The sequence below is a fragment of the Microbacterium sp. NPDC056003 genome (assembly GCF_042274785.1).
Taxonomy (GTDB): Bacteria; Actinomycetota; Actinomycetes; order Actinomycetales; family Microbacteriaceae; genus Microbacterium.
Map to the genome: position 1 here is coordinate 1519866 of NZ_JBHJXQ010000001.1, position 14304 is coordinate 1534169.

Here is a 14304-nt window from a genome sequence, read left to right on the forward strand (position 1 = left end):
TACGAATGGGGCCAGGAGGCGGCATACGCTCGCTCTCCAATCGGTTTATGTATACACTGGGTCGCGTTGTGATCGAGGAGGTGCGGACGATGCGGGCGAGTGACCGGGCGTACGCGACGCTCCTCGACGAGATCCAGAACGGTGCCCTTCCCCCCGGTGCGGTGCTCGGCGAGGTCGAGCAGGCCGCGCGTCTCGGCGTCAGCCGCACGCCGCTGCGTGAGGCGCTCGGGCGGCTCGCGGCCGACGGGCTCGTCGCCCAGCAGTCGCCGCGCGTCACCGTCGTCACGCCGATCGACGCCGGCGACATCCGCGAGATCTTCGAGGTGCGCCGCGCGCTGGAGGAGTCCGCCGCCCGTCTCGCCGCCGAGCGCGGGGATGCCGCTGCCTTCGCCGACCTCGCCGACGAGTTCGCGCGCACGGACGTCGCCGGCGCCGCCGGTCCTGACGCGTACTACGCCCTCATCGCCCGGTTCGACCGCCGCCTCGACGAGTCGGTCGCCAACGAGTACCTCACCGCCGCGCTGAAGACCGTGCGCACCCATCTCGTGCGGGTGCGGCGCCTCGCGCGCGACAACCCCGACCGGCTCGCGGTCTCGGCCGCCGAGCACCGCCTGATCGCCTCGGCGATCGCCGCGCGCGACGCCGACCTGGCCGCGCACGCCACGCACGTGCACCTGCACAACGCGCTCACGAACATCCTCGAGTCACTGAAGTTAGGACGATCATGACCGTCACCCACCACCTCCGCGTCCACCGCAGCGATGAGAACCTCGCGCGCGAGGGGCAGCTCGCCTGGCACATCGCCGAGGTCGCCGCCGATCCCGTCGAGGTCGAGCCCGACGTCGTCGACATGATCATCAACCGCGTCATCGACAACGCCGCTGTGGCCGCGGCATCCCTCACCCGCGCTCCCGTCAGCGCGGCTCGCCAGCAGGCCCTCGACCACGCGGTGTCGGTCGGCGGCAACGGTGCGACCGTGTTCGGCTGCGCGCTCGACCGCCGCACCAGCCCGGAGTGGGCGGCGTGGGCCAACGGCGTCGCCGTGCGCGAGCTCGACTACCACGACACCTTCCTGGCGGCCGACTACTCGCACCCCGGCGACAACATCCCGCCGATCCTCGCGGTCGCCCAGCACGTCGGCGCCGACGGCGCGGCGCTGGTGCGCGGCCTTGCGACCGGCTACGAGATCCAGATCGACCTCGTGCGCGCGATCTGCCTCCACAAGCACAAGATCGACCACGTCGCGCACCTCGGCCCCTCGGCCGCGGCCGGCATCGGTACGCTCCTCGGTCTCGACGTCGAGACGATCTACCAGGCGGTCGGCCAGGCGCTGCACACCACCACCGCCACGCGCCAGTCGCGCAAGGGCGAGATCTCGACCTGGAAGGCGCACGCCCCCGCCTTCGCGGGGAAGATGGCGGTCGAGGCCGTCGACCGCGCAATGCGCGGCGAGACCTCGCCGAGCCCGATCTACGAAGGCGAGGACGGCGTCGTCGCGTGGATGCTCGACGGACCCGACGCCTCGTACGACGTGCCGCTGCCCGCCCCCGGCGAGCCGAAGCGCGGCATCCTTGACTCCTACACGAAGGAGCACTCGGCCGAGTACCAGGCGCAGGCGTGGATCGACCTGGCGCGCAAGCTGCACGGCGAGCACCCCGAGCTGACCGACCCGGCGAACGTCGAGTCGATCGTGCTGCACACCTCGCACCACACCCACTACGTCATCGGCTCCGGCGCGAACGACCCGCAGAAGTACGATCCGAAGGCGTCGCGCGAGACGCTCGACCACTCGATCCCCTACATCTTCGCGGTCGCGCTGCAGGACGGCGGCTGGCACCACGTCGACTCGTACGCCCCCGAGCGCGCGGGCCGCGAGGACACCGTCGCGCTGTGGCACAAGATCACGACCGCCGAGGACGCGGAGTGGACGCGCCGCTACCACTCGGAGGACCCGAACGAGAAGGCCTTCGGCGGTCGCGTCGAGATCCGCCTGACGAGCGGCGAGACGATCGAGGACGAGATCGCCGTCGCGGACGCGCACCCGCTCGGCGCGCGCCCGTTCGCCCGCGCGGACTACATCCGCAAGTTCCGCATCCTCGCGGAGCCGGTGCTCTCCGCCGAGGAGATCGACCGGTTCCTCGATCTCGCCGAGCGCCTGCCCGAGCTCACCCCGGAAGAGGTGCAGCAGCTCTCGATCGTCGCCGAGTTCGGCGTGCTCGCCGCGGCGCCCGCGCCCAAGGGCCTGTTCTGATGCTGTACTCCGGCGTGACGGCCGCCGAGAAGCGGCGCCTGCTCCGCGAGCGGCTCGCCTCGGGCGAGCTCCTCCGGTTCCCCGGCGCATTCAACCCGCTCAGCGCGCGGCTGATCGAGCGCAAGGGCTTCGAAGGCGTCTACATCTCGGGTGCCGTGCTGTCCGCCGACCTCGGCCTGCCCGACATCGGCCTCACGACCCTCACCGAGGTGGCCGGCCGCGGGCAGCAGATCGCCCGGATGACCGATCTGCCGGCGATCATCGACGCCGACACCGGCTTCGGCGAACCCATGAACGTGGCCCGGACCATCCAGACGCTGGAGGACGCGGGCCTCGCCGGCACGCACATCGAGGATCAGATCAACCCGAAGCGCTGTGGTCACCTCGACGGCAAGTCCGTCGTCGACGAGGACACCGCCGTGAAGCGCATCCGGGCCGCCGTCGACGCGCGTCGCGACCCGAACTTCCTGATCATGGCGCGCACCGACATCCGCGCGGTCGAGGGGATGGATGCCGCGATCGACCGTGCGAAGGCGCTGGTGGATGCCGGAGCCGACGCGATCTTCCCGGAGGCGATGCGCGACCTGGGCGAGTTCGAGGCGATGCGCGCCGCGCTGGACGTGCCGATCCTCGCGAACATGACCGAGTTCGGCAAGAGCGACCTCTTCTCGACCGACCAGCTGCGCAGTGCCGGAGTCAACATCGTGATCTGGCCCGTCTCGCTGCTGCGGATCGCGATGGGCGCGGCATCCCGCGCGCTCGATACGCTCGTCGACGAGGGGCACCTGACCTCGAAGCTCGGCGATATGCAGCACCGCGCCGATCTGTACGACCTGATCGACTACGAGCAGTACAACCACTTCGACCAGGACGTCTTCAACTTCCAGATCCAGCGCTGAGTCACTGACCCGAAGGAGCAGTCATGACCGAACCCGACATCAAGAAGGGCCTTGCCGGCGTCGTCGTCGACTACACGGCTGTCTCGAAGGTCAACCCTGAGACGAACTCGCTGCTGTACCGGGGATACCCCGTGCAGGAGCTCGCCTCGACCCAGCCGTTCGAGGCGGTCGCGTATCTGCTCTGGCACGGCGAGCTGCCGACCGAGGTCGAGCTCGCGCACCTGCGCGCCACCGAGCGGTCCTACCGCGCGCTGCCGCCGGACGTGCGCGCCGCCATCGACCTGGTGCCCGTCGACGCCCACCCGATGGACGAAGTGCGCACCGCCGTGAGCCTGATCGGCGCGCGCGACATGGCGGGCATCGGCTCGGTGCTCGACGCCAGCGGGAGCGCCGACGACAACCTCGCGCGCAGCATCCGTCTGTTCGCCGTCCTCCCGGCGATCGTCGCGTACGGCCAGCGCCGCCGCCGCGGTCAGCAGCCGATCGCCCCGCGCAACGACCTCGACTACGCGGCGAACTTCCTCTGGATGACGTTCGGCGAAGAGGCCGACGAGGTCGTCGTCGATGCGTTCAACCGGTCGATGATCCTGTACGCGGAGCACTCCTTCAACGCCTCGACGTTCACCGCCCGTGTGGTCACCTCGACCCTGAGCGACCTGTACTCGGCTGTCGTCGGTGCGATCGGCGCGCTCAAGGGCCCGCTGCACGGCGGCGCCAACGAGGCCGTCCTGCACATCTTCGACGAGATCGGCGAGGCGGGGAACGTGGTGCCGTGGCTCGACGAGGCGCTCGCCGAGAAGCGCAAGATCATGGGGTTCGGGCACCGGGTCTACAAGAAGGGCGACTCGCGCGTGCCGACGATGAAGAAGGCGCTCGACACGCTCGTCGAGCACTACGACCGGCCGGATGTCGCCGCGCTCTACGACACCCTCGAGTCGGAGTTCGTCAGCCGCAAGGGCATCTATCCGAACCTCGACTACCCGTCGGGCCCCGCGTACAACCTCATGGGCTTCGACACGCTGACGTTCACGCCGCTCTTCGTGGCGGCGCGGGTCACCGGCTGGACCGCGCACATCATGGAGCAGGCCGCATCCAACGCGCTCATCCGCCCGCTGTCGGCGTACAACGGGCCCGACGAGCGCCACATCGAGGGCTACGTGCCCGATGAGGCCGAGCTCGCCGCCGCCGAGCGCCAAGAGGAAGCCGCGGGGTGACGCCGTGAGCCTGTGGTTCGGCGACGTCTCGGGGATCGACCTTGCGGCGATGGCCACGGGCACGCTCATCGAGAACCTCGGCATCGAGATCGTCGAGGTCCGAGACGACGCGCTGGTGGGACGGATGCCGGTGGACCGGCGCTCCGTCCAGCCGGCCGGTGTCCTGCACGGCGGCGCGTCGGTCGCGCTCGCCGAGACACTCGCGTCGTGGGCGGGCTACCTGGCCGTCGACCGCGAGCGCTTCCACGTCGTCGGTCAGGAGATCAACGCCAACCACATCCGCCCGGTGTTCGCCGGGTGGGTGACCGCGACGGCCACGCCCGCCGCGATCGGCCGCCGGTCGCAGGTGTGGGAGGTGCGCATCGTCGACGACGCCGGCCGGCTGGCCTGCATCTCGCGCTGCACGCTCGCCGTGATCGAGCAGCGGTCGACCTACGCCAAGCCCGGCGAGCGAGGCTGAGGCTCGCCTCGCCGCCGTTCCGTCGGTGATCCAGCGTGCGGATGCCCGTCGTGGAGCGAGCCGGACTGATGTGCGGCCGTCGCGCCGCCCCGGTGAACGATCAAGACTCGGACGACGTGAAACCAGGCGCCGACTACAAGTAGTCCGAACCGGTCCTGTGACCGTCATCGACCAGTTCACGTAGGCGCTCAAGGGTGACGATCTTGAGACTGCTCGCTGGGACGCGCGCGGTAAGCCACACCGGCCCAGAAGCGTGGAATACCTCGATCGCTGACGAGTCCACCTCCAGGACGGCGATGGGGCCGTGATGGCGTTTCGAACTCTGCATGGCTACGCTCACATTCTCGGTGAGGTGCACCCACTGTCTGCCGACCGGTCGCAGTCCATCGAGCGCCTCAAGCACGCTATTCAAATTTCGGAGCGGCGTGGCGTGGAAGAGCGCGGGAGGGGTGTCCCGACGCACGTAGGGGATAGTTGCCCGGTTGGAATGCCCGTACAAAGCGCGAACGTCATCGCCGTCGAGTTCGAATCGAGTCTCACCAAGCGCGCCAGCGATGTAACGGATCTGATCAGGCCCGACTTTATGGCCGGCGGCGAACATTAGATCCGCCAGTTCTCTCACATCTACCCATCCCTCGCGGGACGTGGGCGCCGCGGGGTTGTGGCGGAGGTGATAAGCCATGGTTCTGCTTAGCCGACGGCGATCCGCGTCGCTCATGACAGGGCGGAGGCCGGTGCTCGACATGCCAGTCACCTGCGCCCATCGCGCCGAGAGAGTCTTGGCCAGTGGACTCACGCGCGGAATCAGGGATTCGACCGCGCCAAGTGCAACGAGAAGCTCTCCCGACGCGAGCTTCTGATCGCGAGGGGCGGTCGGATTCGTCAACACCTGAACTACTCGCGCGATCAGTCCCGCACCGAAGAACCGCTCGGCTGCCGACGTGTCAGGCCAGGATGCCCCCGGTGCGGTCGACTTCAATTCGGCTCGGTAGAGGTCGAGCGCCGCCAGGCGGCTCTGTAGATCGTCGCCGGGAAACACCGGACAGTCTTCGAGTAGTTGGGCAAGTTCGTATCCGAACGGCCGGCATCCCTGAGCGTCGAAGTCCAGCGCGACAATCGTCCCTGAGGGTTCGACCAACCAATTGAGCCCGTGAGCGTCCCGGCGGGGGATAGGTGGCGCATCGGCCACCAATTCCCACCATGCGTTGAAGATGTTGTTCGCCTGCTCTTGGTTGAACAGTGCTCGCAGCCACCGACCGAGCTCGGATTCCTTGATTGTGCGGCGCATGCCATCAGGTTGCGCCTCTGGCATTTCATGCGCATGAATCACGGCGAGGTACTGCGCGGCTGACATGACCTCCGGCCTCGCCAGGGCGCCGACGCGGATGATGTGGTCATGCAGCGTAGTGCCTCGGCTGAACCGGCGAATGGAGAGCACTTCATCTGTTGAAGCTGCCGCCGGGATCGTGGCGAGGTGGTCGACGAGTCCGAACTGGTCGCGGCGACTCGCAAGCGTAACGGCCGACTTCAATGACGCGCTTCGACGCGAGTCGCGGGTCTGCCCTTGCGCTGTCTGGCGCTTGAACACGAATGTGTGCCCATTCGCGTTGTCGAGGTCACTCAGCGCGAGTACGCCATTTCGTCCGCCGAGCGTCACACGCGTGACATCGTGACTGTCCAGCGCGTGGCGGGCTGCCATTCCGAATAGATAGTCGGAGTCGCCACTGCGAAGCGCGACGAGCATGTCTGCGTCCACGCCGGACAGTCCGCCTACCACGGGGCCACCCGATTCAACGTCGGCGGCCAAGACCGCGAAGCGTGTCGCGAGCGCTTGATCATCCCTGCCCGCGTCAGAAACAAGAAATCGAACAGCCTCCAGGCGGACACTTGGCCGTTGAGCCAGGCGCGCGAGCAGCAGGCGATCTTCGGCTAGCGCAAGTTCTTGTCGCCAGCCCTTCAGCGGCTGATTTCGCGGGCCCCCGATTCGCGTGCGGATGGCATCCTCCAGCAGCGCTTCCGCATACTTCGGATCGGCGACTCGGCGTGCGAGGAATGACTCGAGTTCGGCAGCGATGTCGCGGAAGACGAACTCACCGCTCCGCTTGGAGACCCGAATGCGCTTGAGAATAGTGGATGCTGCGTCCACCAGCAGTTCCGGCGGCTCGAGATGCGGCGACCGCAGGCCGAACGGGAATCGAACCCCGCGGGCGCTCCGGGGCGTTTCACGAAACGCCTCCACCAATCCGATGCTCATCTCGAGTCGAAGATGGTCCTCGCTCCGACTGCACCCGGCAATGCGCGCACTCTCCAGCTGTTGGACCGCACGTAGCCGAAATTGCTCTCGAGCTCGGCCATTTGTGGCTTCCCCAGCAAGTTTTATCCATACATCAGCAGTGTTCATGTATCGGACTTCAGGGCGGAGATTTGGAGTGGGGGCGTTCATCGTGTGACCGACCGCTTCCCGCAGAGCTTCCTCATCCCCGTGCAAGTCATATAGCCAGGTTGCCCCCTCGAGGTAGTAATCGAGCGCGTGCATCGAGCCTTGCCTATAGGCAGTGAGGAGAGCCGAGCAAGCCTGTGTGAGCTCATCACGAGGTACGCTCGCGAAGCGCGCTGATAGAACCGTCGCGATCCCCATGCGAGTAACGGCTGAACTTGGCGCCTCACCGCCCTGCACGCGAGCGGCATCGATCACGTAGGCGAGGTAGTACTGTGCAAGGCGCAGTGATCGGGCGAACACAGTGCGTCGAACCCACGTCGCCTCGAACGCAGTCTCTAGAGCCGCTTGGGCGACACAGTCCCGCGCGCGGAGTATCAAATCCTCGAGACGAAGTCCGTAGCCGCGTAGATATGGCCCAATCTCCCGAGCCCGGGAGCACAGGTGCTCTTCCTGTACGAGGGCGGCAAGCAGATTCCGTGACGGCGGCGATCCCGTCTGGAGGAGCCGAGCCACTTCGGAAGGTGGCGCGGTAGCGTCCCCCCACCGCTCGACCGCCGCAGCTCCAGCGGATCCGGTCCACTCGCGCAGGGCATCATCGATGTTGGCGCCAGCCTGCATCGCCATCCAGAGGCTGCGAGGGAACGACTGGCCGAGGACCTTCTTGAAGGTGGTCGCATCGAGCGGCAAGTCTTGCTTCTTCAGCCGATTCGCAACAGTCGCTGGCGTGGGACCTGGTTGTGCTGACATTGATTCCTCCTTCCGGGGCCAGTCCGCCCGGCGTGGGCGATGACTAAGCAATCTAGTGGCATGGGTGGCAGGCCTGGTCCTGGGTTGGAACTAAGTTTCTCGATCAGTGGAGAGAACCGCAGGTTCGGGATGTGCGCCGTACTCTCCCGTGCTTACCCGGTCGCCACTCCCGGCGCCGGTTCGGCGCTCGCGTCCACCCGGCGGATCCGGTCGATGAGGTCGACCACCTGGGCGTCGGTGAAGATCTCGTCGGGACCTTCCGGGGCGACCCCGTCGAAGGGGTCCTCGTAGAGCCGACGTGGATCGAGGTAGCCGGCGATCGTGAGCTGCTGCACGACGAGATCGACGAACGCGTGCTGGCGATGGGTGAACCCGGGTGCCGAGACGAAGTCTGAGAGCGCTTCCTCGACCGCGGAGCGATCCATGCCCACGATCGAGCGCACCAGCCGGCCGAGACCGCCGACGCCCGTCGCCTCGTCGCGGAGCTGCGCGGCGTCGAGTCCGCCGGCAGAGGTCAGCACGTGCTCGAGCTGCTGGAGGTCGGTCGCGGTGAGGGGGCGTCCGGTTCGCAGTTTGTGCAGCGCCACGTCGGAGCTGCCCTGGAGGAAGCCGAACAGCTTCTCGCGGAACGCCTTGCGATTCAACCCAGGTACGAGGCGGGTGAGGGTGACGTAGCGAGCGGCGTCCAGGGTGTCCTCGAAATCGGTGTAGATGGTGGCCTGGCCTGTCGGGTCGATGAGGCGCACCAGCCCGCGCAGCCGCACACGCACCGTCTCGAGCAGCGAGACGTCGACCGTTTCCCACCATGCGGGGTCGGTCACCGCGTCGATCAGCGAGGCCTCGGCGGCGACCGCGGGGATGCTGCGCTGATCGCTCAGGGCGCGGGCGATGTCGATGACTCGGCCTGCCACACCGCTCGGCACCGGGCCGCCCTCGGCCAGCGCGACCTGCGCCGTGAGCACGAGGGCGTCGAACCTCTTCGCCGCCTCGTCAGGGTCCTGTTCCCCCGCCGAGGGCAGGCCGGCCAGCGCGGCCGCGGCGTCGAGGTCGCCCGGGCCGAGCGCCTCCCACGCCTCGGCGACCCCGAACCTCTCGACGGGGCGCAGGTGCTTGCGCACCAGGAAGTTGTCGTGGTTCATGCCCGTGACTGCGGCGTGCAGGCGCTGCGCCAGCGAGGCGCGCAGGGGCGCGGCATCCGCTTCTCTCGTCGTATTGAGGGCAGCGAGGAGCCGTGTCCGCAGCAGGAAGCTGCGCTCCGAGAGGGAGCGCGAGCGTTGGGCGGGTGCTTCGGCCAGGCCTTCGTTGAAGAAGTCGATATTGCCGCACACGTCGAAGATGACGAAGTCGCGCTTGTGGTCGCCGATCCCGTAGAGGTCGGGTCGCAGCCGCGTGCCCCGGCCCACCATCTGCCAGAACTTGGTGTGCGAGTTGACGGGTTTGAAGAACACGAGGTTGACGACGTCGGGGATGTCGATGCCGGTGTCGAGCATGTCGACCGAAATGGCGAGCTGGGGCATTTTGCCGGGGGTCGAGAAGGCGTCGATGTGGGACTGCGCGTAAGGCCCCGACGCGTACGTGATGATGCGCGCGAACTCGCCGCGCTTCTCGGGGAAGTTCGCGTCGAACCGCTCCTCGATGAACTCCGCGTGGCGCTGATTCTTCGCGAACACGATGGTCTTGCCGAGCACGTCGCCGCCGCCGACGCGGCGACCCTCCTCGACCAGCACCTCGAGCACCTTGTCGACGGTGTCCTCGTTGAAGAGCCACCGGTTCATCGCCGCGGCATCGATCTCGTCAGGGACCTCACCGTCCTGCCACTCCAGCGCATCCCAGCGCTCGCGCTCTTCGTCAGACAGGTCCGCGTAGCGGATGCCGCGCTTCATGAAGCCGAGGTCGATGGGGCGGGCGACCGGGGGAACGAGGTAGCCGCCGGCGATCGCGTCGTCGAGCTCGAAGGCGTCGGTGGGCACGCCGTCGTCGAGCTCGAACAGCCGGTACGTGTTGTGGTCGACGTCGGCGCGCGGCGTCGCCGTGAGCCCGACCACCAGGGCGTCGAAGTAATCGAAGATCTCGCCGTACCGGTTGTAGATCGAGCGGTGCGCCTCATCGACGACGATGAGGTCGAAGTAGCCGGGGCCGAATCGGCGCAGCGCGTCGTCGCCGGCGTCGATGAGTCCCATGACGGTCTGATACGTCGACACGAAGACCCGCCCGTCGCTGCCGCGGTCGGTGACGAGGTTGACCGGTGCGCTGTCGGGGAGATGTGTTTTGAAGGCGCCGACGGCCTGGTTCACGAGCGCGGTGCGATCGGCGAGGAAGAGCACGCGCTTGACCCAGTTAGCCCGCTGCAGCACGTCTACGAGGGCGATGACGGTCCTGGTCTTGCCGGTGCCGGTCGCCATGACGAGCAGCGCCCGGCGACGCTTCTGCTCGAGCGCCTCCGTCACCGCGCGGATGGCGCGCTGCTGGTAGGGCCGCTCCACGATCGCGCGGTCGATCGTCGCGTGGGCGAGCGGCTTCAGCGAGTGTCGTCGCTGGATAGTCAGCGCGAGCTGATCCTTCGTCATGTAGCCGGCGACCGCGCGGGGCGGGTAGCGGCGGTCGTCCCACAGCCAGGTCTCGTAGCCGTTCGTGTAGTAGATGACCGGCCGCTGCCCGAAGTCGCGCTCGAGGGCATCGGCGTAGATCTCCGCCTGAAGGCGGCCTTCTTTCGCGCTCTTGGTCGTGCGCTTCGCCTCGACGACGGCGAGCGGCTTGCCGTCGTCGCCCCAGAGCACGTAGTCGACTTTGCCGGTGCCGGATGGACTCGGGATGCCTGTGACGGGCCACTCCCGGTCGCGCACGTCACTGAGCGCCCAGCCCGCTTCGCGCAGGTGCAGATCGATGAGGTCGCGTCGCGTCTCGGCCTCGGTCGCGAGCGTCGGGTCCGGCAGACCGAGCTGTGCGTTCGCGGTGGAGTTCGCCGCCTTCGCCGCGGCCGCCTCGGCCTGCAGCGCCTCGAGCTGCTGCTGCAGGTCGGCGTTGCGCTCGCGCTCGCGCGCCAGGGCGCTGCGGGCTTCGTCGAACTCGGCCTGCGTTCGCTCCAGCTCGACGCGCGCCTGGCGGACGACGGTGGCCGGCGCGGGAGGCACCCGCGCGAAGTCGAATGCGGCCGGCGGAGCGCCGTCAGGGTCGCCATAGCAGTGGTCGAGCCAGCGGCAGATCGTGTGGAGCTGCTCGAGCGAGCCGCGCGCCCGGCCGAGGGGAAGCTCGTCATCCTTGTGCACGGCGTCGTTGCCCACGAGGCGGACGATGCGCAGGCCGCCTTGGACGTTCTGACCGACCGCCTGGCGGAACCCGGCCTGGGCCGTGAGGTTCGCGAACGAGTCGTCGTACGGCCGGGGGAGCGACTCGGCCGCGTAGATCCACTCGGTGAACATCTCGCCGGCGCGGCGCGAGTACGTCGCGGAGGCGCGCGGATCGCTGCGCAGGTATGCCTCGGCGCGGGATGCTGCCTCCCACACCTTCGGCCAGCGATCCCGCACGAAGTCGAAATTCCCCACGAACGGCCCCCCCCGTTGGCAGGCTCGGCCCCTGCTCTCGCCACATGCTAGCGAACGGTGCGGACGCGGCTGAGCGCGGCAGGCGGCGGATGCCCGGTGCAGAGTGCTCGGCGTGGGTCGGAGCCTCCTCCACATGGCCGCTTCCGGCAGGGTTATCCACAGGTGAATTACCATTTGACCTGGCATTTGTGCGGGGTTGGAATGTCGGAGGTTGGTGGCAGGGTCCCTGTATGAGCCACCTCGCCGACACCCTCGACGGGTTGCAGCGAGCGCTTGCCGACGTGGTCGCCTCCGCCTTTCGCGACGGCGATCTTCGAGCGGCGACCGACGACGAGGCGCTCGGGCTGATGTCGAGCGCAGCGGGACTCGTCCGCCTGAGCGAGGCGCTGCTCATCGAGGTGGTCGGGGTGGTGCAAGAGCGAGCGGATGCCGCGCCCCACGCCGAGCGGATCACCACCGTGCACGGGTGCCGGTCGATGAAAGAACTCGTGCAGCGCGTCACCCGCGATTCGTCCCGCGCCACCGGCGAGCTGCTGCGTGCGGCACATGCGATCTCACAGCCCGTGGCCCTGACAAGCGGTGAGGTGCTTCCCCCGGCCTACCCCGCGATGCGCGAGGCCCTCGCTGAGGGCGCGGTCGGGCTCGGCGGACTCGTCGCCGTCGCGGGAGCGCTCGACGCTGCCGGCTGCTCGGTCGAGGCCCGGCTCGCCGCCGATCACGAGCTCGGGGCATCCGCTCGCGGAGCCGGCAGTGACGGGGGCCCGGCGCCGTGCGCCGACGACCTACGACTGCTAGCGCAGGTGTGGGCGACGTACCTCGACCAAGACGGCGCCGAGCCGCGCGGGGCCCGGGCCATGCGCAAGCGCGGACTCAGCCTCGGCGTCTGCCGCGACGGGCTCGTGCCCGTCCGCGGGAACCTTCTTCCCGAGGTCGCCGGTCAGCTCGACACGCTGTTCCACAGCATTTTGAACCCGAAGGGCGACGGTGCGGCCGCGGGTCCGTGCTTCGATGAGGCCGACGCCGAAAACCCCCTCGGTCCGGTTGTTTCGCAGGCCGACCCGCGCAGTCGCGTGCAACGTCAGCACGACGCGCTGGCCACGATCCTCTCGGTGGCCGCCCGTTCGGGCGAGGTGCCGACGATCGGCGGGGCCGCGCCCACGCTGGTGGTGTCGGTCGCTGCCAGCGACCTCCGGTCAGAAGGCGGCTACGCGCAAATCGACGGCTGCGACGAGCCGGTGTCCCTCTCCGTGGCGCGGCAGGTCGCGTGCACCGGCGCGGTGCAGCGGGTGCTGCTCGACGACGCGGGCCGCATCCGCGCCATCCACACCGTCGACCGGGTGTTCGGCCCGCATCAGCGCAAGGCCATCGCGCTGCGCGACGGCGGCTGCGTCATTCCCGGCTGCCATGTGCCCGCCGCCTGGTGCGAGATCCACCACGTCGAGGAGCACTCGCGAGGCGGACCGACCCACACCGACAACGGTGTCTTGCTCTGCTGGCACCACCACCGCACCCTCGACACCGGCGGGTGGAAGGTGCGAATGCGCAACGGCGTGCCCGAGGTGCGCGGGCCGTGCTGGTGGGACTCGTCGATGCAGTGGCGTGCGGTCACCTCGTCACCCGTTCGGATGCGCGAGCGCCTGCGTTCGCGGACCGCCTCCGCGCGCTGACTCTGGCCAATGTCGGAGGTCTGGTGTGTCCTGTTCGACTGGCCATCGGCTGGTGGCACACGCCTGGGGGTCTGTGCCTCGAACGACCGAAAGATCCCACCATGTCTGACAACACCCACCTCTCACCCGAGCTCCCGCCCGCCGGGTGGTATCCCGACCCGCACGACTCCAACGGCCAGCGCTACTGGGACGGCGGGCAGTGGACTGTGCACGCCGCGCCCGCCGACGCGGCTTCCGCCGGTGCCGCTGCGGTCGCGGCCGCTTCGGCTTCCGGCGTGACGGCGCTCGATGCCGTCCCCTCCGAGGTCGATGGCGGTGGCTCCGTCGCGGCCAAGCGGGGGCTGCCGAAGCTCCGCTGGTGGCAGTGGGCACTCATCGTCTGCGGCGTGCTCGTGCTGATCAGCATCATCGCCAACGGCGTGAACGGCGATCGCGCGTCGTCCGACGACGAGCCGGCGCGTCCGGTCGCCGACAGCGTCAAGCCGGCCGAAGAGGTCGAAGCGCCGTCGGCCGCCCCGATTGAGACGGTCGAGGTGCCCGACCTCGTGGGTTCCACGATCGCCGAGGCGCGCGCGGCGCTCGACGCGGTTGGGCTCGCGCTCGTGCCCGGCGATGTCGCTGACGACTGGGTCGTCACCGCACAGGAGCCCACCGCAGGAGAGCACCCGCTGGAGGGTCTCGAGCTGAGCGTCACGAGTGAAGCGTCAAAGCCGGTTTATACGCTCGCCCAGCAGAACGCGATCGGAAAGGCGCAGGACTACCTGGAGTACTCCGGTTTCTCACGGTCCGGTCTGATCGATCAGCTTGAGTACGAGGGCTACTCCACCGAGGAGGCGACCTTCGGTGCCGACAACGCCGGAGCCGACTGGAACGCCGAAGCGGCAGAGAAGGCGGCGGACTACCTCGAGTTCTCGTCGTTCTCGCGCCAGGGCCTGTACGACCAGCTCGCATACGAGGGGTTCACCGACGCCGAGATCCAGTTCGGGCTCAAGGCCGTCGGGTACTAGGCGAAACGCGGGCGGCCGTTACCCGCGTGGCGGCCGCCCGATCCGTCGGCGTCACTTCGCTTGGCGGCCGCCCGTCG

The 14304-nt window shown here is 68.6% G+C and carries 9 protein-coding genes; 7 read left to right on the plus strand and 2 right to left on the minus strand.

The genetic code is table 11. The features are described from left to right. Positions 1–89 precede the first annotated feature (89 nt). From ACFC1W_RS07095 to ACFC1W_RS07115, 5 genes are read left to right on the plus strand one after another with little or no spacing between them, the layout of a single operon-like run. Positions 90–728 (plus strand): GntR family transcriptional regulator, encoded by a 639-nt coding sequence (locus tag ACFC1W_RS07095; protein WP_241112662.1) that lies wholly within the window; start codon positions 90–92, stop codon positions 726–728. After that, a complete protein-coding gene (locus tag ACFC1W_RS07100) occupies positions 725–2251 on the plus strand; it encodes an MmgE/PrpD family protein (protein WP_375990323.1) in 1527 nt (508 codons plus the stop codon). Before ACFC1W_RS07095 ends, ACFC1W_RS07100 begins: the two co-directional genes overlap by 4 nt. Further along, positions 2251–3150, plus strand: a complete 900-nt coding sequence (prpB, locus tag ACFC1W_RS07105; protein WP_375990326.1) for a methylisocitrate lyase — start codon at positions 2251–2253, stop codon at positions 3148–3150. The genes ACFC1W_RS07100 and prpB overlap by 1 nt, the downstream gene beginning before the upstream one ends. A 23-nt stretch (positions 3151–3173) precedes the next feature. Further along, entirely contained in the window at positions 3174–4364 is a 1191-nt protein-coding gene (locus ACFC1W_RS07110; protein WP_375990328.1) for a bifunctional 2-methylcitrate synthase/citrate synthase, read from the plus strand. A 4-nt stretch (positions 4365–4368) separates the two neighbouring features. Further along, complete coding sequence (locus ACFC1W_RS07115; protein WP_375990331.1) at positions 4369–4824, plus strand: hotdog fold thioesterase; 456 nt, start codon at positions 4369–4371, stop codon at positions 4822–4824. A gap of 133 nt (positions 4825–4957) precedes the next feature. Here ACFC1W_RS07115 and ACFC1W_RS07120 read toward each other — a convergent pair whose 3' ends face one another. Further along, positions 4958–7078 (minus strand): RNA 2'-phosphotransferase, encoded by a 2121-nt coding sequence (locus ACFC1W_RS07120; RefSeq protein ID WP_375990334.1) that lies wholly within the window; start codon positions 7076–7078, stop codon positions 4958–4960. 1085 nt (positions 7079–8163) lie between these two features. Continuing rightward, positions 8164–11553: a DEAD/DEAH box helicase family protein gene (locus ACFC1W_RS07125; protein WP_375990336.1), complete on the minus strand. Its 3390-nt coding sequence runs from the start codon at positions 11551–11553 to the stop codon at positions 8164–8166. Between the two features lie 230 nt (positions 11554–11783). Between ACFC1W_RS07125 and ACFC1W_RS07130 the strand changes: the two genes are divergently transcribed. Together ACFC1W_RS07130 and ACFC1W_RS07135 are read left to right on the plus strand one after the other, a co-directional pair. After that, on the plus strand, positions 11784–13220 hold the full coding sequence (locus ACFC1W_RS07130) for a DUF222 domain-containing protein (RefSeq protein ID WP_375990338.1): 1437 nt from the start codon (positions 11784–11786) through the stop codon (positions 13218–13220). Between the two features lie 101 nt (positions 13221–13321). After that, complete coding sequence (locus ACFC1W_RS07135; protein ID WP_375990341.1) at positions 13322–14227, plus strand: Ltp family lipoprotein; 906 nt, start codon at positions 13322–13324, stop codon at positions 14225–14227. Positions 14228–14304 lie beyond the last annotated feature (77 nt).

Excerpts from the sequence above, each read along its gene's own strand:
- ACFC1W_RS07095 (WP_241112662.1), top strand. The coding sequence starts at position 90 with ATGCGGGCGAGTGACCGGGCGTACGCGACGCTCCTCGACGAGATCCAG.
- ACFC1W_RS07135 (WP_375990341.1), top strand. The coding sequence starts at position 13,322 with ATGTCTGACAACACCCACCTCTCACCCGAGCTCCCGCCCGCCGGGTGG.
- prpB (WP_375990326.1), top strand. The coding sequence starts at position 2,251 with ATGCTGTACTCCGGCGTGACGGCCGCCGAGAAGCGGCGCCTGCTCCGC.
- ACFC1W_RS07100 (WP_375990323.1), top strand. The coding sequence starts at position 725 with ATGACCGTCACCCACCACCTCCGCGTCCACCGCAGCGATGAGAACCTC.
- ACFC1W_RS07110 (WP_375990328.1), top strand. The coding sequence starts at position 3,174 with ATGACCGAACCCGACATCAAGAAGGGCCTTGCCGGCGTCGTCGTCGAC.
- ACFC1W_RS07120 (WP_375990334.1), bottom strand. The coding sequence starts at position 7,078 with ATGAGCATCGGATTGGTGGAGGCGTTTCGTGAAACGCCCCGGAGCGCC.
- ACFC1W_RS07130 (WP_375990338.1), top strand. The coding sequence starts at position 11,784 with ATGAGCCACCTCGCCGACACCCTCGACGGGTTGCAGCGAGCGCTTGCC.